Source organism: Rosistilla carotiformis (genome assembly GCF_007753095.1).
In the GTDB taxonomy this organism is placed as follows: Bacteria; Planctomycetota; Planctomycetia; order Pirellulales; family Pirellulaceae; genus Rosistilla; species Rosistilla carotiformis.
Map to the genome: position 1 here is coordinate 469,341 of NZ_CP036348.1, position 21,149 is coordinate 490,489.

Sequence of the window (21,149 nt, forward strand, 5' to 3'; positions counted from 1 at the left end):
TCTCGGTGGCTTCATTGCTTTTTAGTTCGGCGGGGGGCGCGAGGGGCGTTGCCCACGCGGTTAAACGAGCGGGGCAGTTTTTGATTTAGCCACAGAGGTCTCAGAGATCACAGAGGGGACGCTCGTTGTTGGTTTTCTCTGTGGGCTCGGTGAACTCGGTGGCTTGATTGTTTTTTAGATTGGCGGGGATTGGACGCGCGGGGCGTTGCCCTCGCGGTTAAACGCGCGGGGCTGTTTTTGATTTAGCCACAGAGGACTCGGAGATCACTGAGGGGGCGTTTGTTGTTGGTTTTCTCTGTGGGCTCGGTGAACTCGGTGGCTTGATTGTTTTTTAGATTGGCGGGGATTGGACGCGCGGGGCGTTGCCCTCGCGGTTAAACGAGCGGGGCTGTTTTTGATTTAGCCACAGAGGTCTCAGAGATCACTGAGAAGTGCGCTCGTTGTTGGTTTTCTCTGTGGGCTCGGTGAACTCGGTGGCTTGATTGTTTTTTAGATTGACGGGGATTGGACGCGCGGGGCGTTGCCCTCGCGGTTAAACGAGATTTCGCCTGAAGGCTCGACTCCAGCAGAGCGGCGTTTGGGGTGGCATGGGATATGCAGAGTGTTTGGCGATGCCACGACCAATCGCTACTTGAACTCTGGAGTCGATCGCCATGCAAGTCCTTACCGCTCAATGCCCTTATTGTCAGAACAAAGTCGATAGCACGATCGAACATCTCGATGGACCGGTCGTCTGTCCCGAATGCGCAAAACCGTTTGAGATCGAAATTCCCACTGCGGTGGTCACTTCGGTTCAGGAGGTTGGTCGGGAATCGGTCAACGCCGATCGGATGGCGGCGGAGCCGAGCGAGCGGACGTTGGCGAAGGTTCATCCGGTTGTCTTTCGCGCTCGGCCTCTCGCCTCCTTGATCCTCGGGGCCCTCTTTTTGGTATCCCTGGTTGTCCTGATCGCGTCGCTGGCCGGAGCTTCGATCGCTGGCTACGCCTTTGATGAAAACGCGATGCTGGGGCCGGCGTCGCTGGTGACTTGGGGTTGCGGAATCGTGTTGCTGGTGATCGCTGGGGTCGTTGGGGTCTGGATGTTGGTCAGTCGGTTTACTACGTTGACGGTGACCGATGACCGCACGATCTATCAGGAGGGAATCATCTCGCGGGCGACCTCCGAAGTGCAACACAACGACGTTCGCAATATCCAACTGGACCAATCGTTCACGCAGCGGTTGCTGAACATCGGCGGTGTTGGGATCTCCAGTTCCGGCCAAGATGATTTGGAAGTGGTTGCCCATGGCTTGCCGCATCCCGAACGGATTATCCGCTTGATCCGCGAAAACCAGAGCTAGGGAGAGCCTACGTTTCCGTGTCGCCCCGATCGTGGAAGGGGGAGCCGAGGCGGGGAATTGCGGCGGCTGCGGTCGCTTGATTCCGGTTGCGTTTGGTGGGGCCGGAGGTTGATGGGTGAACGTCCGTGCTGGCCTCTCTGCCTTCATTTGCGTCGACCGGTTGATGAGGGAGGTCGCTTTGAGAACAATGCGTTTACCTATCTTCCCATCTTTCCCACCAACGAAGTGAGTCAACGTGACTGTTTTTCGGATCGCCTGCTGCTGTGTCGTCGCATTGCTCTTTTGCCTTTCTCGCGATGCGGTCGCCCACGAGGGACACGACCACGGTACCTCAAAAAAGAATGGCTCAGCCCCTGTGGATGCAATGCAAAATACTTTCGAAGCCAACGGCAAGAGCTACGTTTGGAAGCACCGCCCCGATCTCGGGAAGCAGTCCGAAGCGATGATCGCTGCGGCCAAAGGGGGCCTGCACAACAACGCCGATCGCGATTCGTCGACTGGCGAGATCGTGACTGTTGTCGCCAAGCATGGCTTGGTGACGCTCGACCCCGAAATGAAAGAGTGGACGCTGGTCGAAGGGCAGGATCCGCTGTTCGCCGCCGGCATGAACGCTCACGGGACCGATTGTTTCATGATCGAGGATCAGTCCTATTGGGCTTTCAGTTCGACCAATACTGGCAGCGTCGTCGTCTCGCAGCGTGGCAAAGTGATCGCTCAGTTGACGCAGCCCAAGGGGGATGAGTTCGACAACCCAACGGTGAACGCATATTTCGCTGCCGGTGGCCGGTTCACTCCCTGCGACGTCGTCTATCTTCCAGTTGCCAAGCGGTTGGTCGTCGTGATCGGTTACGCTCCGGGCGACTTCGCTCTTTCGGCGGAAATCCGCGATGGCAAGTGGCAATGGGGCGGTCCCGCTTGGGGCGGCAAGGAGCAGGTCGGTGGTGTCTTCAGCACCGCGCATGGCGTTCAGGTGGCGACCGAAGCGGGGCAGGAGATCGTCGAAGTTGCATCGCGCAGCCATGGCCGCGTCTTTGCATTCACATCCAGCGGGGCTCAGATCAAGATGCCGGGCGCCGATGCCAAGTATTATCTCGACCTGCCCAAGGGATCGACTCCCTGCAACATCTCGCACATCGGTTCGAGCATGTTCCTGCCGCTGTTGAATCCACTGGCGTCGACCAAGGGGCTGGCACCGTTGTTGGTGATGGATGGTGGCAAGCCATCGGGAATGTTGGTTCCCGCGACTTACGAAACCTTGGGTTACATGCATCACATGCACGGCTTCTGCCCCGTGGAACGAGACGGCACGCTGTATGGCGTCGTTCTTTCCTGGCCCAATGGTGGCGAAAACGCTGCCGGCAAACGGAACGACGGTCAAATTGCGATCTTCGAAGCTGTCGAGCAGAAGTAGTTTAATCGCGTCCAGGCACTGCGGGACCGCTGTGCCTTGGTTGCTTTCCCCGCCGCAGAGCGAATGGTCGCGCTGCGCTGCCTTGCTTGCAGTCGATCGGACGTTAGCGGACAAAGCGTTTTCGGTAAGCGGCGGGAGTGATTCCTGTTGTTTCGCGGAAACGCTTGGTTAGGTGGCTCTGGTCGGTATAGCCGACGTCCAACGCGATCTCGGCAAGCGTGCGAGACGATGTCGTCAGCAACCGCTGCGCCGCCTGGATTCGTATCGAGCGCAGGTACTGGGTGGGCGACATCCGCAGCAGTTGTTGGAACCTGCGGTTGAAGTGCGTCGAGGAGAGGCCTGCTAGTTTCGCCATCTCGGGCATGACGATCGGTTCGCAGTAGTGCTGCTCGATGTATCTGGCGGCTGGCAGTAGTTCCTGCAGGTGCGTCGCAAGTTCTTTTTGTTGTTCCACGCGGTACATCGCGCCGGCGATTCCGATCACGTCGCCGCGAAGATCCAATAGCGGCGTCTTGGTGGAGACGTACCATCGGGGGACGCTGCGACGGTGAAGCACCAGCCAGATCTGGCCCGGTAAAGGGCGGCGGTCGCGGATCACGCGTTGGTCTTCGCTGATGTACGCTTCGGCCATGACCGGCGGGTGGAAGTCGCGGTCGGTCTTGCCCAGAGCTTCCGATTCGCAAGAAATTCCGTGGTTCTCCAGGAACATCGCGTTCACCTTCACAAACCGACTGTCACAATCCTTGGCGTAAAAGTAGGTCTGAGGTAGGGCGTCAAAAAGTGCAAAAAGCGATTGCAGCGAGGGATTGCGGGCGAAGAATTTCTCTTGGATGGAAGTATCGGCCATGGTCAAATCATACCAAGGCGAGGGTTTCGTGTCCAAGCGATCTGCAGCCACGGTGGCTAATATGAAGCGATGCACTTCATGAAAACTACACGATTTCCCATCGAGGCTTCTGTGCGGAGATTGGTTTGCCTTACCGTCGTCGGTCTGTTTTTCAGCTTGTTCGTCAGCGGAGGTTCCGGTCGCGCGGAGGCTGATGATGCGATCGGATTCTCGCAGGCTATCCTGCCGCTGCTCTCGGATCGCTGCTTTCATTGCCACGGGCCCGATGAGGGGACTCGCGAGGCGGATCTTCGGTTGGATATCGAAGCGGGGGCGAAAGCCGATCTCGGAGGCTATCGGCCGATTACCGCGGGGGATCTCGACGCCAGTGAGGTCTGGCAAAGGATCGTTTCGGATGATCCCGATCTCGTGATGCCGCCGCCCGATTCGCATCGCAAGCCGTTAACCGAAGGGGAGCGGGCGGCGATCCGGCAGTGGATTTTCGAAGGTGCTAAATGGGGGAAACATTGGTCGTTTGAACCGCCGCAGCGCGGGCAGGTGCCGACGTCGGCGGCGCATCCGATCGATGCGTTTGTTCGCGATTTGCTGCAGAGAGAAGGCTTGCAGCCGTCGCCGCGAGCCGCTGCTGCGACGCAGATCCGTCGCTTGGCGTTCAGTCTGACCGGGATGTCCCCCGACGCCGCGGTGATGGATGCGTTTGTCGATTCGCCATCGGACGAAGCGTGGCAGGAAGCTGTCGACAGGATGCTGGAGTCGCCGCAACATGCCGAGCGGATGGCAATGTGGTGGTTGGATGCGGCGCGTTATTCCGATTCCGATGGGTTTCAGATCGATGCCACTCGGCAGAACTGGCCGTGGCGCGATTGGGTGATCGATGCGTTTCAGAAGAACATGCCGTTTGATCGGTTCACGATCGAACAGTTTGCCGGCGACCTGCTGCCCGACGCCACGGCCGAACAGATTCTTGCAACCTGTTTTCACCGCAATCACATGACCAACGGTGAAGGCGGCCGCGATCCCGAGGAGTCGCGCGTCGACTATGTGATCGATCGTGTGAATACCGTCGGTACGGTCTGGTTGGGGCTGACACTCGGTTGCACCCAATGCCATTCGCACAAGTTTGATCCGATCAGCCACCGCGACTACTACGCCGTCTCGGCCTTCTTCAACAGCATCGATGAGGATGGCAAGGCGGGAATGGGGGCGAAGCCCTATCTGGAATACACTTCGCCCAAAGCCGAGCAGGCTGTCGAGGAGCTTGCCGAGTTTGTCGCCAAGTGTGAAACGGACGAAGCCGCCGAGCGAGCGGCTGCCGAGTCGCGGTTCCAGGTTTGGTTGCAAGACCAGCGGCGGAACGCTCTCGATCCGTCCGCCTATCAGCCGTGGTGGGTTCCTGAATCGGTCCAGGTCAGCAGCAGCGAGGGGACGGTTTTTGAAGTCGATAGCGAGCAGGTTGTCGTGGCATCGGGCCCCGATACGCCTCGCGACGATTATCGGATCGAGCTGGAAGTTCCCGCGGGGATGCGGCAGGTGAGCGGATGGAAGATTGAGGTCTTGCCAGACGCATCCCATGTCGACGGTCGCTACACGCGTTTCGGGACCGGCGACTTTACGCTGACCAGTGTGAAACTGTCGGGCAAACGGACCAGCAGTCCGATCGAGATGGAGTTGCCGCTCGCCCGGGCGACAGCCGATTTTGAACCGCAGAAAGAACGCAAATCGGTTTGGGACCGTCGCTACGCCAACATCGCCGAGACGTTAAACGATGACGCTCGCGATGGTTGGACTTCCGAAGGGGCGGATGCCAATCAGTCGCGGGTTGGCGTTTACGAACTGACGTCGCCATGGGAGGTTCAGCCGGGGGATCGTTTGGTTGTCGTCTTTCAGCAACGGTCGACGCACGGCCACGCGAACATTGGAAAGTTTCGGATCGCGTTGGCATCGGAGTTGGGCGAGACTGTGCGGCGGGCCGACGGCGGTTCACCGATGCGAGACTGGTTGGAGTCGCTGGCGGATGCTACCGATTCGGAGAAGGGGGAGACGATTCCCGACGACTTGCGGAAGCGATTGTTGGACCAGTTTCTGTTGAGCGATTACGTGTACCAAGAACAGCACCAGCGGTTGCAGCAGGCGCGGCGGCAGTTGAAGGCGGTCCGCGGTCAGACGAAGCCCCGCAAGGTGATGGTGTTGAAGGATCGCGAGACGCCGCGGAAAACACATGTGTTGCAGCGAGGCGTTTGGGACGCGAAGGGAGAAGAGGTTTCGCCGGGTGTGCTTCCCAGCGTGTTCGATTGGCCGCAAGAGGATTTGGCGACGCGGTTGGACCTGGCGCGGTGGCTGGTCGATTCCAAGAACCCGCTGACCGCACGGGTGATCGTGAATCAGATGTGGCAGATGATGTTCGGTTCGGGGCTGGTTCGGACTCCCGACGACTTCGGTTTGCAGGGAGAGTTGCCGACACATCCCCGCTTGTTGGATTGGTTGGCGGTAGAGCTGATCGAAGCTGACTGGGATCTGCGGCACGTGCTGCGATTGATCGCGACCAGCGAGACGTTTCGTCAATCGAGCGTCGCGTCGGCGTCGCTGCGGGAGCGCGATGCGGATAACCGGTTGCTGTCCCGCTATCCTCGGCGGCGCTTGCCGGCGTGGATGTTGCGCGACAATGCGTTGAAGGTTTCGGGGGTGCTGAATTCGACCGTCGGTGGCCCGCCGGTGTACCCCTACCAACCGCCCGGTGTCTGGTCGGAAATCACGATGGGGCGATTTGATTACGATCCCAGCTTAGGACCGGCGCAGTACCGTCGCACGCTGTATTCGTTTTGGCGTCGGTCGGTCGCGCCGACCTTCTTGTTCGACAGCGCTCAGCGCCGTGTCTGCGAAACCGGTGTGCGGTTGACCAACACGCCACTGCAGGCACTGACGCTGATGAACGATCAGACGATGCTCGAAGCGTCGCGCAGCTTGGCTGATTTGTCGGGCGACGCGGGGCAAACTGAATTTGCACAGCAGTTGGCGGTTCGCGTTTTGGGGCGGTCGTTGGACGAATCGGAGTTGGTGGAAGTGCTGCGAGTGTACGAGCGGACGCTGCAGACGTTCGATCGTCAGCCCGAGGCCGCGGCGCGTTACGTGACCGTGGGGCAGCGACCCAAGGTGTCGCCGGAGGCGGCGCCGCGCGTGGCGGCTTGGATGACGGTGGCCAGTTTGTTGATGAACCTTGACGAAGCGATCAGTTATGAATGAGCAAATGATTTCGAGACGACAGTTTATCGGTTCGGGCGGGTTCAGTCTCGGCGCGATCGCCGCCGGTTCGTTGCTTGCCAGCGAGTCGGGCGACGCGAGTTCAGCGATTGAGGCCTCGCTGCCTCATTTTGCACCGAAGGCCAAGCGGGTCATCTTCCTAACGCAGTCGGGCGGGCCGTCGCAGATCGAGCTGTTCGATCACAAGCCGCAGCTGGGCAAATTGGCTGGGACCGAATTGCCCGATAGCGTTCGCCAGGGGCAGCGTTTGACGGGGATGACTAAGAACCAGAAGCAATTGATCTTGCCATCGGTTGCCAAGTTTCGGCGGCACGGTCGATGTGGCGCGATGGTCGGGGAGTGGTTACCGCATCTCGGCGCGATCGCCGACGAAGTCTGTTTCGTCAAGTCGATGGTGACCGATCAGATCAACCATGCTCCCGCGATGACGAAGTTTTTGACTGGCCATCAATTGGTGGGGCGGCCGAGTTTCGGATGCTGGGCAAGCTACGGGCTGGGGAGCGAGAACAAGAATCTTCCCGACTACGTTGTCATGTTGTCGCGGATGCAGCGCGGCAGCGATCAGCCGCTGTACGACCATTATTGGGGGAGTGGTTTTTTGCCTTCGGAGCATCAGGGCGTCAAGCTGCGTAGCGCTCGCGATCCGGTTTTGTATCTGAAGGATCCCGACGGATTCCCGCGAGAATTGCGACGCGAGATGCTCGATGCCCTCGGTTCGTTGAACGGCAAGCATTTCGAAGCGACCGCCGATCCCGAGATCGAATCGCGGATCGAGCAGTATGAGATGGCGTTTCGAATGCAGGCAAGCGTCCCCGAGTTGACCGATCTGAGCGATGAACCGGGATCGGTCTTCGATATGTATGGGCCCGATTCAAGGCGTCCGGGGAGCTATGCGGCCAACTGTATCCTGGCCCGCCGAATGGCTCAGCGCGGGGTACGTTTTATCCAGCTGTTTCATCCCGACTGGGATCATCATTCTCGACTGAGTTCGTGGTGTGTGTCGCGTTGTATGGACACCGATCAGGCGAGTGCGGCGTTGGTTTTGGATCTGAAGCGGCACGGTTTGCTGGACGATACGCTGGTGATCTGGGGGGGCGAATTTGGCCGTGGGGTAGCGGGGCAGGGGGATTGGCAATCGCCCAACGCGGGCCGCGATCATCATCCGCGATGCTTTACGGTCTGGATGGCTGGGGCGGGGATCAAGCCCGGCTTCAGCTACGGAGCGACCGACGACTTCAGCTACAACGTGGTCGAAAACCCCGTGCACGTTCACGACTTGCACGCCACCGCGCTACATCTTTTGGGGATCGATCACCAGCGGTTTACTCATCGACACCAAGGGCTCGATTTCCGGTTGACCGGTGTCGAGCCTGCGCGTGTCGTTAATGAGCTGATCGTTTGATCGATCGCTCGGTAGGAGGCGACGATCTATCGTCCTCGGCGTCCGGCGTTGGCTTGGTACCAGCGGCCGAAGGCGGTTAACACATCCTTAGGTTGGCCACCGTAGGCGGTCACGAAGGCGGTGCCAAAGTCTTTGCCGGCGGCGAGTTCGTTGATCAGTTTGTCGAACTTCGGCTTGTAAGCTCGATCGATCAGGAACTGCCCGATCGCGTACGAAATCAGATCGGCTTGGTTCGGTGGCAGTTTGTTGGTGAGCAATTGCTCGGGCTTGCTGAAGGCTGCCAGCGCCACGGGAAGTTCTTCGTTCCAGGTGTCGACGGTTTCGTTGTCGCGACCGGCAGATTTTGCAAACGCAGCTCGTCCGATTCCTTCACTGAGCCAGTGCGGAACGTCTCCCGTCTCGGCGACCAGCAGGCTGGTCAGTGGGCCGATCAGTCGCGATTTGATCTGCGCATCCTCGTCGTTGGGGGTGACGACAATTGCCGCGTAGGCATCCAGGCCGTCGTAACGCCAGTGCTGGGTCCAGTCCTGCGGAAGGGAGCGGCCCTCGATCATCCGGCCAAATTCGCTGTAGTCGTAGCGACGCGGGAAGGCGAAGATGGTCGCGCGGCCTTTGAAGGTTGATTGGCCCTGTTTTTCAGGGCGGCGGACGATTCCCTTGGCATCGGACAACGCGGCTTCGGCTTGTTCGGCGACGGCTTTGAGCGTGTTGGGGCCGACGCTGCCGACGACGTAAAAGTTGTCCGTTTCGATCTGTGTCGGCTCATCTTCGGGGCTGCCCATCTTCCAATTGTGATCGGCCATCTCGGTGCGGCGTTGCATCAGTTCTTCGTGCGTCGCGTCGCGCGCCCAGGCCAGCGCGGTCATCACGCGAAGCGGCTGGTCGGGGCTTTTGCCATCCAGCGTCGCTCCTTCTTGGATCCAGGTGCTGATCATTTGGATCTGTTCGTCGGAAAGGGGAGGGCGTCCGCCGGCGGGCATGCGGTTGCCTCCTTCGCCTTTGATTCGCTGCAACAGCAGGCTCATGTCCGCCTTGCCCGGCATCACGATCGGGCCACTGTCGCCGCCGCGGTTCAACTGGGCGAACGTGTCCATCCGCAGGCCGCCTTGGGTTTGCATCGCGTCGATATGGCATCCGTTGCAGTTTTGGACCAGGATCGATGCGACGTCTTTGGCAAAGCTGACCGATTCTTTGCCTGTCGATTGGCGGATCGCGGCCGCTGGCGTGCGAGCGGGTTGGCCGGCCGTCGTTGCAAAGGAGGTTAATTGCATCGCGGTATCGGCACCGTCGTATTTCGCTCCGGCGGCGACCCAGACGCTCAATTTCTTTAGTTCCGCCGCGGGGATTCCGTTTCCGTTGGGGGGCATGCTGCCCGTTGCGATCGCTTCGATCAACCGGCTGCCTTCGGGGCTGCCTGGAGCGACGACGATGCCGATTGCAGGGCCCTTCATCAGCGTTGCGTAGTCGGACATGCTGAAGTCGCCGCGATTGCCGGTCACGTGACAGCGTCCGCAGCGTTGGACCAAGATCGGAGCCACTTCTTTGGTGAAACTGATCCCTTCGGTCGCTGGTTCGGGGGCTGGCTTGGCTGGAGCTTCCGGTTTGGGGGCTGCCATCGGTTGGGGCGGCTCAGGTTTTGCGAACGGAGCCAAGCGGATGCCTTCGAGTTCCAGAAGCGCGTGAGCCCGGCCGATCCGCGTGAACAGCGAATCGGCTTCGCGAAACAGCTGCATGTCCCCTTCGGCAACCAATTTTTCCAGCCGCGATTGGGCTTCTTCGACCAATTTGCCCGACTCTTCGAATTTGCCTTGCAGGTAGTTTTCGCCGGCGTTTTTGATGATCCCACCGACTTGAGTCAGTTCGATGCGTTGGGCGCGGGTGATCACGGCCCAGGCGGGCTGCGCGATCGTTAGCGATCCGCTGGCCAACAGCATGACGATCGCGATTCGTTGGAATATGGACATCGTTTGGTTTCGCTTGGCGTGTCGAAAGGAGGAGCGAGCAGGCGGGCGCGGTTCGCGCCGCCGCTGGAAATGGCGGGTGCACCCGCAGCTGGGGTGAGATCTTTTTAGGATAACTGAATCGTCGAGTCCGTAAAAACCTAAAACTGTTGTTTGTCTGTGTTAATCAACGGTTGCCGTGCGGGTTTGTACCTTGAATCGTTCAGATCGGCTCGTGGAATCGGAACTCTCGGATTGAAGTTGCAATTCCCCGCAATGGATGTCGAAGAGGGAATTGTACGCCGTTTGCTCATCTCGTTGCCCCGAGGATGTCTCCGACTATGGCCCGTCCAACCAAGCTGCAGCAATTGAAGTCGCGCGGTCCGGCGCAAAATTCCGATGGACGGAGTCAGTCGTATTGCGCCGACTTTATCGTTTATCTGCGGAACGAATGCCATTTGGCGGAGAACTCGATCAAGGCTTACAGCCGCGATCTGAAGCGTTTCCTCGATTGGTTGGAGGACCGGTCGATCCCGCGTCTGAAGATCGCCGAACTTTCGCAGTATGTCAGTTGGCTGTGCCAGCGGTCGCTTGCGCCGGCGAGCGTGGCGCGGCACGTCGTCGCTCTGCGAACCTTTTATAAGTACTTGCAGCTGGAGGGGGTGGTTCGGGATAACCCTGCGGAACTGCTGACCACCCAGAAATTGTGGCAGCGGATGCCGGGGGTGCTCAGCCCCAGCCAAGTCGATGGTCTGCTGGCCGCACCGCGCCGCTCGGACAGTTATTGGCAGCGGGATCGAGCGTTGTTGGAGGTGTTGTATGCGACTGGGTGTCGGGCGTCGGAGGTCTGCGGTTTGCGGCTGCAGAACGTCAATCTAAAGCAGAAGCATCTGAAGTGTGAAGGAAAGGGGGGCAAGCAGCGGATGGTCCCGTTGGGGCTGCGCTCGATCGAATCGATCCAGTTTTATATCGATCAGTTGAGGCCCCGTTTGGTCGCTTTGGCGGCAACGACGCCGGACCATTTGTTCCTCAGTCGCAGCGGGCAAGCGCTCGATCGAATCCAGGTTTGGCGGCTGGTCAAACGCTACGCCCAGCGGGCGGGAATCTCCGACGAGATCAGTCCGCACAGTTTGCGGCACAGTTTTGCAACACACTTGTTGGCCGGAGGGGCGGGGTTGCGGCAGGTCCAGGAGATGTTGGGGCACGCCAACATCCAGACGACGCAGATCTACACCCACGTCGATCACAGTCGGCTGCAGAAGGTGCATCGCGAATTTCATCCGCGGGCTTAGATTGCAGCATCCTGAGATTGGACGCCGAAGGCGGTCAGATACAGGCGTTTTGGGGGCGCGGCGGGTGGCTCAGGTCGTGTTTGGCCAGCTGGTAGCGGATCCGTTCGGCCAGCAGTCGCGGGCTGAACGGTTTGTGCATGATATCGGTCAGTTGGAACTCGGCCAGCAGGTGTTCTTTGTCCAGTTCGAGCCCGCGGGCAGTGCACAGCACGATGGGAAGCTGGGCAAAGCGGTTGGATTCACGAAGACGGTGGATCAGGTCGAGCCCGCTGCACAGTGGCATCTGGTGGTCGGTGACCAGCATGTCATAGTCGCCCAAGTTCAATTGACGGTGCGCTTGTTCACCGTCGCTGACCGAATCGACGGAGAATCCCACTTGTTTTAAGGCGAACACAATCACGCGACGGAAAACGGGGTCGTCTTCGGCGACTAGGATCTGTTTTGCAGGGGGGTGATTCATTGTTTCCTTCAGGTGTAACACGCGACCGACCATTGGGGTGTCGATTTGCCGCTGACACCTCCGCCGAGAAAATTTAGGACAGAATTGTGAGGCAGAGGCGTGCTCGCGTTGCGAATTCGCCTCATGAGGCAAATTAGGTCGCAAAATCCGGCATAGGTTGCATATCTGGCCTCCCCTAGGTGTGGAAAACGCGACATCGATACCTGTTGCGCGTCGTTTTCCGGCATCGCTGTAAAGACAGACGTTGTTTGAGTCTGGGGGGTGCGAGAGGCTGCGAATCGGAGCGGTTGTACCGTTACACGATCGCGCAAAAGCATGGCACCACGGGCACTTAGGCAGTCGATATTGGTTGACACTATTCGTTTATACGGGTAACTTTGCTGGTTTACCCGACTAAGCAATTAGCCAGAAGCCCGGGTGTGCTACGCTCGGGCTCCATTTTTGTACATACAGACCGATCGGTTACGCCGTCGCATGAATCCTCAGGATCTACTTCGATACGTCGATTCTCTTCATCGCGAGAAGAATATTGACCCCTCGCTACTATTTTCGGCCATTGAGTCCGCGCTGGCGACTGCTGCGCGCCGACAGTACGGCGAAGAAGCTGACATTATTGTGCGTATTGATCATGATTCTGGTAGAATCCATGCCGAAATCAATGGCGCGCCGTTGGACCAAGAGCAGATCGGCCGGATTGGAGCTCAGACAGCTAAGCAGGTCATCATTCAAAAGGTGCGCGAGGCCGAACGCGATGCCTTGATGGCAGAATATCGCGAACAGATTGGGCAGATGGTCAGTGGCGTGATCCAGCGAGCTGACGGAGGAGTTGCAACGGTTCAGTTGGGGAATGTCGAAGCGATTTTGCCTCGCAGCGAACAGATTTCTGGCGAAAGTTTGCATGCCAACGAACGTGTTCGCGCGGTTGTGTTCGAAGTTCGCGCGACCGGAAATCGGGTCCGCGTGGTCCTCAGCCGGACGCGACCTCAGTTGGTGAAGTGCCTGTTCGAGCAGGAGATTCCCGAATTGTCCGAAGGCGTGATCGCGATCAATTCGATCAGCCGCGAGCCTGGTTATCGCAGCAAGGTCGCTGTCAGTAGCACCGATTCGCAAGTCGATCCGATTGCGGTTTGTGTTGGTTATCGGGGCAGCCGCATTAAGAGCGTCCGCGAGGAGTTGGCGGGAGAGCATATCGATGTGGTTCGCTACAGCGATGACCCTCAGATCCTGATTCCCAACGCGTTGCAGCCCGCCGAGATCGAGCAGGTGCTGTTGTGTAATATGATCGGGCGTGCGATTGTGTTGGTTCAGGAAGACCAGTTGTCGTTGGCTATCGGTCGTCGCGGACAGAACGTTCGTTTGGCGAGCAAGCTGTGCGGCTGGGATATCGAAATCATGACCGGCGGAGAGCTGGAAGAGCAGATCGAGCGTGCCGTGGCTGGATTTAGCCAGTTAGATGGCATGACCGAAGATCTGGCTCAGCAATTGGTCGAACAAGGTTATCTGTCGTATGATGATCTTTCGGTGATCGAGCCGGAAACGCTCATGCAGATGGGTGGGCTGACGGCCGAACAGGTCGATGTGATCGTCGAACAAGCGGAAACGCAGGCGGAAGAAGCCGAAGCTGCGGCTACCGAAGAACGCAAAAAACGCAAGCACGAACGCGAGACAGCAGCGGCTCAGGCAGCCGTTGACGAATCGGCTGCGGCGGAATCAGGTCAGGCGGCGGAAGAAGCTGTGGCCGAAGGTTCCGAGGAGAATGTTTCCGATGGAGCCCAACAGGGTGAGAGTGATTCGTCGGTGGCTGTGGAAGACGCGGAAGAAGACCGCGGTTCCGAAGCGGTTAGCGAAGAAGAAAATGCAACAGTAGAATCGGAGACGATTGACGAATCGACGAAGCAAGATTCTGATAAAGAGAATGTTGCCGTTGAAAATACAAATAACGATGACGAAGCGGAACAGATCGCTTCGGGTGAATTGGAAGATCCGGACAAGACGTAAGCTTGTCCTGGACACAAGAGTCAACTGATTACGGGACCCTAGCGGTGTTTTTGCATCGCGCGGAGGAGCCTTGAATATGTGAACTCGAGATTAGATTGGCACGCGAACGGGCACGATTTACGTCCGTTCGGTGCATACCAACCAGCAAGAGGGATTCCTCAACGTGGCCGTACGCATCTACGCGCTAGCTAAAGACTTGAAGATTGATAGCAAGGAACTTGTCCAGATATGTAACAAAGTAGGCGTTACTGGCAAGGGCTCTGCGCTCGCAAGTCTTGATGACGATGAAGTGGAAAAGGTCAAGAAGCACCTGAGTCAGCTTGGTGCGCCCAAGGTCGAGAAAGTAGCCATTAAGGAAGATGTGCGACCAGTTCGCGGCGCCGGTCCTTTGGGTACCGCGATCAAAAAGGCGGGGCCGCCGGCAGTCTTGAAATCTCGACCAAAGTCGGCTTCCGAAGTGGAGGTCGAGGACACGCCAGCTTCGGATGTTAAGGAATCTCCTGCCATCGCAGCAACTCAAGTTCCTGTTGAGGCCCCGAAGGCCTCGGTTGAAGTGGCTGAAGAGCCAGTCGCCCCTGTGAAGCCTGCCGCGGCAGTATCGCCGCCGGCTGAACCTCCCGCTGCGCCGCGTGAGCCGGTCGTGATGGAGCCGAACAAGCCCGTCCAACCCGCTGCCAATGCGCCTCTGCGGCGTGAAGCCATTCTTGGTGGTGCGAGTTCACGGATTCGTGACATTGGCGGTCGCGGTCGTTCCGGTGGCAACCGACCCTCTGGCGGAAGCGAGGGGGGCGATCGCTCCGGCGGCGGTAAGAAGCGTGGTCCAGTCATCAATCTGGCGGCCGTTCCAAAGTCTCCAACGCGTCAGCCGCGTCCAGCTGCTGGCGAAGCCCCCGCGCAGAAGCCCGAGATTCGTCTGTCGAAGGACGTCATCCAGGGTCACAAGCAGGGACAGGGGATGAAGGCTTCTCTAGAGAAGCTTGTCCAGGATGATGTCGATAGCAAAAAGGCGGATTCGGGCAAGGGCAAGGTTGGCGGCGCATTGAGTTCGTTCACCGGAACGGGCAACGAGCGTGGCCGTGCTGGCAAGGCAGCCGATCTCGAGGAAGAGCGAACAAAGAAGAAGGGCATCGCCGGAATGGCCAGTGCCCGCGCCGACCGGAACAAGGGGCGTCGCGGCGGACGACGAGATATCGAGCGATCGTTCTCGCATGGGGACGATCGTCGTCGGCGGCGTACGATTACGCGAACAGGAAAGAATACTGCGGCACCGCGAAAAGAAAATGTGGTGTTGGAGTTGCCGTGTTCGATTCGCAGTTTCTCCGAAGCCGCTGGTATCAGTGCCGCTCAAGTGCTCAAGACGCTGATGGGTATGGGTATGATGATGAACATCAATGCTCAAATCGATCAGGGAACAGCGGAATTGATTGCCGCGGAGTTGGATCTCGAAATTTCGTTGAAGAGCCAGACTTCGTTGGAAGAAGATCTGATCGATCAGATCGAAGAACGAGCCGACGAAGAAGCCGATTTGGTGCCACGGCAACCGATTGTGACTTTCTTGGGGCACGTCGACCACGGAAAGACCAGCTTGCTGGACTATCTGATCGGCACTCGGATCGTGAAGGGCGAAGCGGGGGGAATTACCCAGCACATTCGCGCTTATGAAGTCGACAAAGACGGTCGTAAGATCACGTTTGTCGATACTCCTGGTCACGAAGCGTTTACCGAAATGCGAGCCCGCGGTGCAAACGTCACCGATATCGCTGTGTTGGTGATCGCGGCGGATGACGGCATCATGCCACAAACCGAAGAGGCGATCAGTCATGCGAAAGCGGCTGGCGTTCCGATCGTTGTGGCGCTGAACAAGATGGACATCCCAGGGGTCGATTCCAATCGTCCGATGACCCAGATGACCGAACATGGCCTGACCCCGAGCGAATGGGGTGGCGATGTCGAGGTGGTCCGCACGAGTGCGACAACCGGTTTGGGCATGGATGAATTGCTCGATACGCTGCTGACGGTTTCGGAGCTGAATGAATACAAGGCGAATCCTAACCGCGATGCGTTGGGTGTCTGTCTGGAATCCGAGCAGCAGGCCGACCGCGGTGTGATTGCGAAGTTTGTCGTGCAGAACGGAACGCTGAAGGTTGGCGATGTCGTTGTCTGTGGACCGGCTCATGGACGCGTCAAGGCTTTGACCGACACTTTGACCGGCGAACCGATGCGGGAAGCCGGCCCAAGTACGCCGGTCAATGTAACGGGATTGGATCAGCCGCCAGGTGCGGGTGATCGGTTCCATGTGTTGGACAACATTGCCGAAGCTCGCGAGATCGCCGAGACACGCGAATTCGACAGCAAGAGCCAGAACTTGTCGGGGATTACGACCAAGGTCAGCTTCGAGCATTTCCAACAGTTGCTGCAAGACGGCAAGTTGGGTAAGTCGGAAGACCGTGCCAAGTTGAACTTGATTATTCGTGCCGACATGAAGGGTTCGTTGGAAGCGATCGACAAGGAGATCGCCAAGTTCGATCATCCCGAAGTCGAGATCCGCGTTTTGCAACGTTCGGTCGGTGGTATCACCGTCGCCGATGTGACTTTGGCATCGGCAAGCGATGCGGTGATCTTGGGCTTCAATGTGATTCCCGATGAAGCCGCTCGCAGCATGGTCGATGATCGCAAGGTCGAGATTCGTCGTTATGACGTGATCTATAAAATGACCGACGATTTGAAAGCGATGATTGAAGGTCGCTTGAAGCCCGAGGAGCGAGTTGTCGAATTGGGACGTGCTGTCGTGAAACAGGTCTTCTCGATCAGTCGAGTTGGCGTTGTTGCCGGTAGCTATGTCGCTCAAGGTTCGATCGAACGTGGTTGTCGTATCCGGGTCAATCGCGATGGACGGACGATCGGCGATTATCCGTTGGATTCGATTCGACGCCATAAAGAAGACGTCAAAGAGGTGCCACGCGGAATGGAATGCGGTATCCGATTGTCAGGCTTCAACGACATCAAACAAGATGATGTCCTGGAAGCTTACCGCATTGAAGAGTTCGCTCGAACCCTCGACTGAGGTTGAGGGCCCGGTGGGCCTCGTTCGTTTTTCCTGTTAGCGCATCTGTTTTCTCCTATTGGCTATCCTATCGTGACATCGCGTCGTCAACTCAAAGCCGCCGAGGCAATCCGTGAAGTCGTGGCAACATCGATTCTTACGGAGTTGCGCGACCCGCGAGTCAAGGATGTCACGGTGATCGGGGTCGAGATCGATTCGGACATGCGAAACGCGAAGGTTCGCGTGAGCGTGATGGGGGATGAGAAGCAGCAGGCGTTGACGCTGCGGGGGCTCCAGAATTCCGCTGGCTACTTGCAATCCAAAATCGCCGCGCGTATCGACACACGGTACACGCCGCGATTGACTTTCAAAATTGATAAAGGCCTCAACAACGCGCTTGAGGTTAGTCGCATACTCGAGGAATTGCGGAAAGAGACTCCGCCCCCGTCGGATGATGCCGCTGCGGATACGTCGGAAGACGCGTCGTAGGGTGTTGTTGGCGTGTTGGTTTATCCCTTCGTTTTCATATACCGATCATTGACATCTGCAAACAAACAACATGAGCACAACCAATCGGTCAGCTAGGATCACCAAGCTTTTCAGTCTGTTGAAAAAGCGTTACAAGCCGCTGCCCCCTTCGGCTGGTAGGAATTTGTTTGAGCACTTCTTGTACGCTTGTCTGTTGGAAAACGGGTCGCAGGAAGCGGCCGATGAAGGGATTGCTCGTTTAGAACAAGACTACTTCGATTGGAACGAAGTCCGCGTGACAACGGTTAGCGAGTTGGCTGAATCGTTCCCGCGGTTGCCTAACGCGAACGAAGCGGCATCGCGATTGAAGAAGAATCTGCACGCGTTGTTTGAGACCTATTATTCGTTCGACATCGAAGAGATGAAGAAGCAGAACCTTGGTAAGACGATCAAGGATCTGAGCGAATTTCCAGCAATGACCTCGTTCGTGTTGGCGTATATCGTCCAACAAGGGCTTGGTGGGCACGCGATTCCAATCAATGCGGTTGGGATCGATATTTGTTACTACTGTGGCATTGTTAATGACGCCGAACGGGAGACCAGCAAGGTGCCTGGGATCGAACGGGCTATCCCAAAGGCCAAGGGGACCGAGTTCTCATCGTTGCTTCACCAAGCGGCGTTGGATTTGGCCAGCAATCCTCAGGACCCCGAGCTGCACAAATTGATTTTGCAGGTGAATCCCGACGCGGCGGATCTGTTGCCGGGCAAGAAGGTGGCTCCTGCAAGCCCGAGCAAGTCGAGCAGCAACAAGTCGGGTGCCAATAAAGCGGCTGCGGATAAGTCGACCGATAAGACCGCGGCCACCAAAGCTGCGGCCAGTAAGAGTGCCGCGGTAAAGAAGCCGGCCAAGAAGTCCACCGCACCCGTTCCTTCCGACAAGGCGCCGTTGAAGGGAATTGCGGCATCGATTAAGGCCAAGAAGGCGGCAACGCAATCGACGCCTCCGGCTAAGGCGGCTCCGAAAAAGGGAGCTTCGAAATCGAAGTCGACGAAGGATTCCGAGCAGAAGGGGGATTCGACGGCAGCTGCCAAACCGGCCCGTAGTGCAACGAAGAAGCTGACGAAGAAGAAGCCTCGATAGTTTGGGCTGCTGGGCATTTTTTAAGGGGTCGATAACCGTCGCGCGGTTTTTCGACGCTTGGACTGTTTGTTGGTTTTGTCGGGTGCATTGCCCTGTTGGGCTAACCGAGCTTTCCAGGTTGAAGTCTCTCTCTTTTTGATGATTCCAAACGCGGGTAAGCAACAATGGCGGGTCACTCCCATTGGGCTGGGATTAAGCACAAGAAGGCCCTCGTCGATAACAAGCGTGGAAAGCTTTGGAGTCGACTGAGCAAGGCGATCATCGTGGCAGCCAAGTTGGGCGGCGGAGATCTCGATACCAACATCCGGCTCCGCAAGGCGATCGATGATGCCAAAGCGGTCAGCATGCCCAAGGATAACATCGAACGGGCGGTGAAGCGGGGAACCGGTGAACTCGACGGCGGGAACTTGGAAGAGGTTCTCTACGAGGGTTATGGGCCCGGTGGCGTCGCCATTCTATGCGACGTCTTGACCGACAATCGCAACCGGACCGCGCCGGAGATGCGCGTTCTGTTCGAACGCAACGGCGGAAATCTTGGGACGATCAATTCGGTCGCCTATCTGTTCGATCGCAAGGGATTGATTCTGTTTGCTGCCGAGACCGATGAAGAGCGGTTGACCGAGGTTGCCCTGGAAGGGGGCGCTGACGACATCCAACGCGGCGATTCGGGGGGCTGGGAAGTCACTTGTCCGCCGGAGAACTTCAGCGATCTGTTAGCCGCCTTCGAAGCGGCTCAGTTGCAGCCGGAGCTGAGCGAGGTGACGCGTTTGCCGCAGACGACTGTCGAGGTCGAGGGATCCGTTGCTCAGCAGGCGATGCGTTTGTTGGAGCTGTTGGACGAGCACGACGATGTGCAAAGCGTTTCGACCAATCTCAGCATCACCGATGATTCGTTAGGCGGCTGATCGATGTCGGCGTCGTCGGTCTGCGGTTATGGCCTGTCGGTTTGCTGTTGAAACCATTGGTCCATCTGGTCGCCAAGTTGGCTGACCAATGCTTGGTGTTTTCGAGATTCGGACAGGTCGACGAGTTCTTCGGGATCGTTTTCCAGGTCGAACAATTGGGTGCGGCCGATTTTTGGATAACGGATCAGTTTCCATCGCGAGGTCCGAATCATGCGTTGGGTGTCCTGGTAGTATCCATACACTGCAGGGTAGATCTCTGCCTCGGGCGAGCGAAGGATCGGCACAAGGCTTTTGGCTTCCACGGTTTTGGGGATCGGGATTCCCGCCAGTTCGCACGTCGTGGGATACATATCGCGCAGATAGATCTGCGCCGCCGTTCGTTGATCTTTTGGGATTCCCGGGCCGGCGATGATAAACGGAACACCGATCGTGTGCTCGTACATGTTTTGTTTCCCCATCAGGCCGTGGCTTCCGAGCGCCAAGCCGTGGTCGCTGGTGAAGAGGATCACCGTGTTGTCGTAGCGGCCCGAAGCTTTCAGCGCGTCAAGGATTCGACCGATCTGGGCATCCATGTCATCGATGACCGCGTAATAGGCGGCGATTTCCTCGCGGACGTCCCCTTCGGTCCGCGGCCAGGGGAGCAGTTGTTCGTCACGGCCGTCGATGTTCCCGTGGTCGAAGGGGTGCTTGGGTAACAGGTTTGCCGGTACCTGCATCTCCGAAGCTTTGTATTTGCCAACGTATCCCGGCGGAATGATCAGCGGATCGTGCGGGGCGGTGAAGTTGACGTGCATGAAGAACGGCTTGTCGGTTTTGCGTTGCAGCAAATCGATCGCCCCGTCGGCAATGTACTTGCTGGTCTCGCCGACCACGCCGATTCCTTTCTCCAGTTCCGGCTTGCCGTCCGCCGATTTGAAGGTCCAGCCGCGATAGCCGGTAATCAGCCGATCGTGCCTGCCGTAGCGCGGTTCACGACCCTGTGGTCCCGCACCGCCACTGCTGAACAATCCACCCGTTTCATCATAACCACGCGTCTTGGGGGCGCCGTCGTTCATCCATTTTCCGCAGTACCAAGTTTGGTAGCCGGCATCGCGAAGGGCGTCGGCCCAGAAAACTTGCCCCTTCTTCAGTCTTCCGCCGCCGTAGGGAACGCCGTTGTGAAACGCGGTCGCCCCGGTCAGGATCTCCGCGCGACTGGGAACGCACAGCGGAAAGGCGGAGCTTGCTCGCGTGAACGTCATCCCCTCTCGAACCAGTTGATCCAAGTTGGGGGTCTCGATCACGGGGTTCCCCAGCGCTGCGATCGTATCGGGCCGCTGGTCATCGCTGACGATGACAAGAAAGTTTGGCCGCTGTGCCGCCGTTGCGGATTTTGCGAAACCCGTTCCGGCCAGTATCAACGCCGCGAAAAAGCCGATCCGACGAACAAGCTGCGAATAAGCCATCATGACCTCCAGTTGTAAAATGTCAGTCAAGATTCTATCGCATGTCTCGTCAGCTAGCAAAGTTGTCCGAGTCGCGTACGTGGAGCCGATCCGACGATGCGTTCCGTTGCGTCTGCCCTCGGTTGTTGGCTCCCCGGCTCGCGGGGGAAGGACGCAGCGAATGTGCGGCCGTTGCTACTCGATCGGGAGCACTGGATTG

Annotated in this window: 14 protein-coding genes; 10 read left to right on the plus strand and 4 right to left on the minus strand. The window is 58.0% G+C overall.

What is annotated here, in order from left to right:
- The first annotated feature begins 653 nt into the window (after positions 1-653).
- Positions 654-1,340: a PH domain-containing protein gene (locus Poly24_RS01750; protein ID WP_145089603.1), complete on the plus strand. Its 687-nt coding sequence runs from the start codon at positions 654-656 to the stop codon at positions 1,338-1,340.
- A 364-nt stretch (positions 1,341-1,704) separates the two neighbouring features.
- A complete protein-coding gene (locus tag Poly24_RS01755; protein WP_315852229.1) occupies positions 1,705-2,751 on the plus strand; it encodes a hypothetical protein in 1,047 nt (348 codons plus the stop codon).
- A 103-nt stretch (positions 2,752-2,854) separates the two neighbouring features.
- Here the strand turns inward: Poly24_RS01755 and Poly24_RS01760 are convergent, their stop codons facing one another.
- Entirely contained in the window at positions 2,855-3,598 is a 744-nt protein-coding gene (locus Poly24_RS01760; RefSeq protein ID WP_145089606.1) for an AraC family transcriptional regulator, read from the minus strand.
- Between the two features lie 78 nt (positions 3,599-3,676).
- Here Poly24_RS01760 and Poly24_RS01765 point away from each other — a divergent pair, with 78 nt between their 5' ends.
- Both Poly24_RS01765 and Poly24_RS01770 read left to right on the plus strand, forming a co-directional pair.
- Positions 3,677-6,838, plus strand: a complete 3,162-nt coding sequence (locus Poly24_RS01765) for a PSD1 and planctomycete cytochrome C domain-containing protein (RefSeq protein ID WP_231753409.1) — start codon at positions 3,677-3,679, stop codon at positions 6,836-6,838.
- Between the two features lie 4 nt (positions 6,839-6,842).
- The gene (locus Poly24_RS01770; protein ID WP_231753410.1) at positions 6,843-8,258 is read left to right on the plus strand and encodes a DUF1501 domain-containing protein; all 1,416 of its coding nucleotides are present in this window, start codon (positions 6,843-6,845) and stop codon (positions 8,256-8,258) included.
- 26 nt (positions 8,259-8,284) lie between these two features.
- On the opposite strand, the gene Poly24_RS01775 is transcribed toward Poly24_RS01770, so the two are convergent.
- Positions 8,285-10,222: a c-type cytochrome domain-containing protein gene (locus Poly24_RS01775; RefSeq protein WP_145089615.1), complete on the minus strand. Its 1,938-nt coding sequence runs from the start codon at positions 10,220-10,222 to the stop codon at positions 8,285-8,287.
- Positions 10,223-10,539: 317 nt separating this feature from the next.
- On the opposite strand from Poly24_RS01775, the gene xerD reads away from it, so the two are divergent.
- A complete protein-coding gene (xerD, locus tag Poly24_RS01780) occupies positions 10,540-11,490 on the plus strand; it encodes a site-specific tyrosine recombinase XerD (RefSeq protein WP_145089619.1) in 951 nt (316 codons plus the stop codon).
- 34 nt (positions 11,491-11,524) lie between these two features.
- Here the strand turns inward: xerD and Poly24_RS01785 are convergent, their stop codons facing one another.
- Complete coding sequence (locus tag Poly24_RS01785; RefSeq protein ID WP_197452245.1) at positions 11,525-11,950, minus strand: response regulator; 426 nt, start codon at positions 11,948-11,950, stop codon at positions 11,525-11,527.
- 474 nt (positions 11,951-12,424) lie between these two features.
- Here Poly24_RS01785 and nusA point away from each other — a divergent pair, with 474 nt between their 5' ends.
- The 5 genes from nusA (at position 12,425) to Poly24_RS01810 (ending at position 19,505) form a co-directional block, all read left to right on the plus strand.
- Positions 12,425-13,948, plus strand: a complete 1,524-nt coding sequence (gene nusA, locus Poly24_RS01790) for a transcription termination factor NusA (protein WP_145089626.1) — start codon at positions 12,425-12,427, stop codon at positions 13,946-13,948.
- A gap of 163 nt (positions 13,949-14,111) precedes the next feature.
- Positions 14,112-17,012 (plus strand): translation initiation factor IF-2, encoded by a 2,901-nt coding sequence (infB, locus tag Poly24_RS01795; RefSeq protein ID WP_145089629.1) that lies wholly within the window; start codon positions 14,112-14,114, stop codon positions 17,010-17,012.
- A 72-nt stretch (positions 17,013-17,084) separates the two neighbouring features.
- Entirely contained in the window at positions 17,085-17,480 is a 396-nt protein-coding gene (gene rbfA / locus Poly24_RS01800; protein WP_145089632.1) for a 30S ribosome-binding factor RbfA, read from the plus strand.
- 70 nt (positions 17,481-17,550) lie between these two features.
- Positions 17,551-18,600 (plus strand): hypothetical protein, encoded by a 1,050-nt coding sequence (locus tag Poly24_RS01805; RefSeq protein WP_145089635.1) that lies wholly within the window; start codon positions 17,551-17,553, stop codon positions 18,598-18,600.
- Between the two features lie 164 nt (positions 18,601-18,764).
- Positions 18,765-19,505: a YebC/PmpR family DNA-binding transcriptional regulator gene (locus Poly24_RS01810; RefSeq protein WP_145089638.1), complete on the plus strand. Its 741-nt coding sequence runs from the start codon at positions 18,765-18,767 to the stop codon at positions 19,503-19,505.
- Between the two features lie 26 nt (positions 19,506-19,531).
- Here Poly24_RS01810 and Poly24_RS01815 read toward each other — a convergent pair whose 3' ends face one another.
- Complete coding sequence (locus Poly24_RS01815) at positions 19,532-20,980, minus strand: sulfatase-like hydrolase/transferase (protein ID WP_197452246.1); 1,449 nt, start codon at positions 20,978-20,980, stop codon at positions 19,532-19,534.
- Between the last annotated feature and the right edge of the window lie 169 nt (positions 20,981-21,149).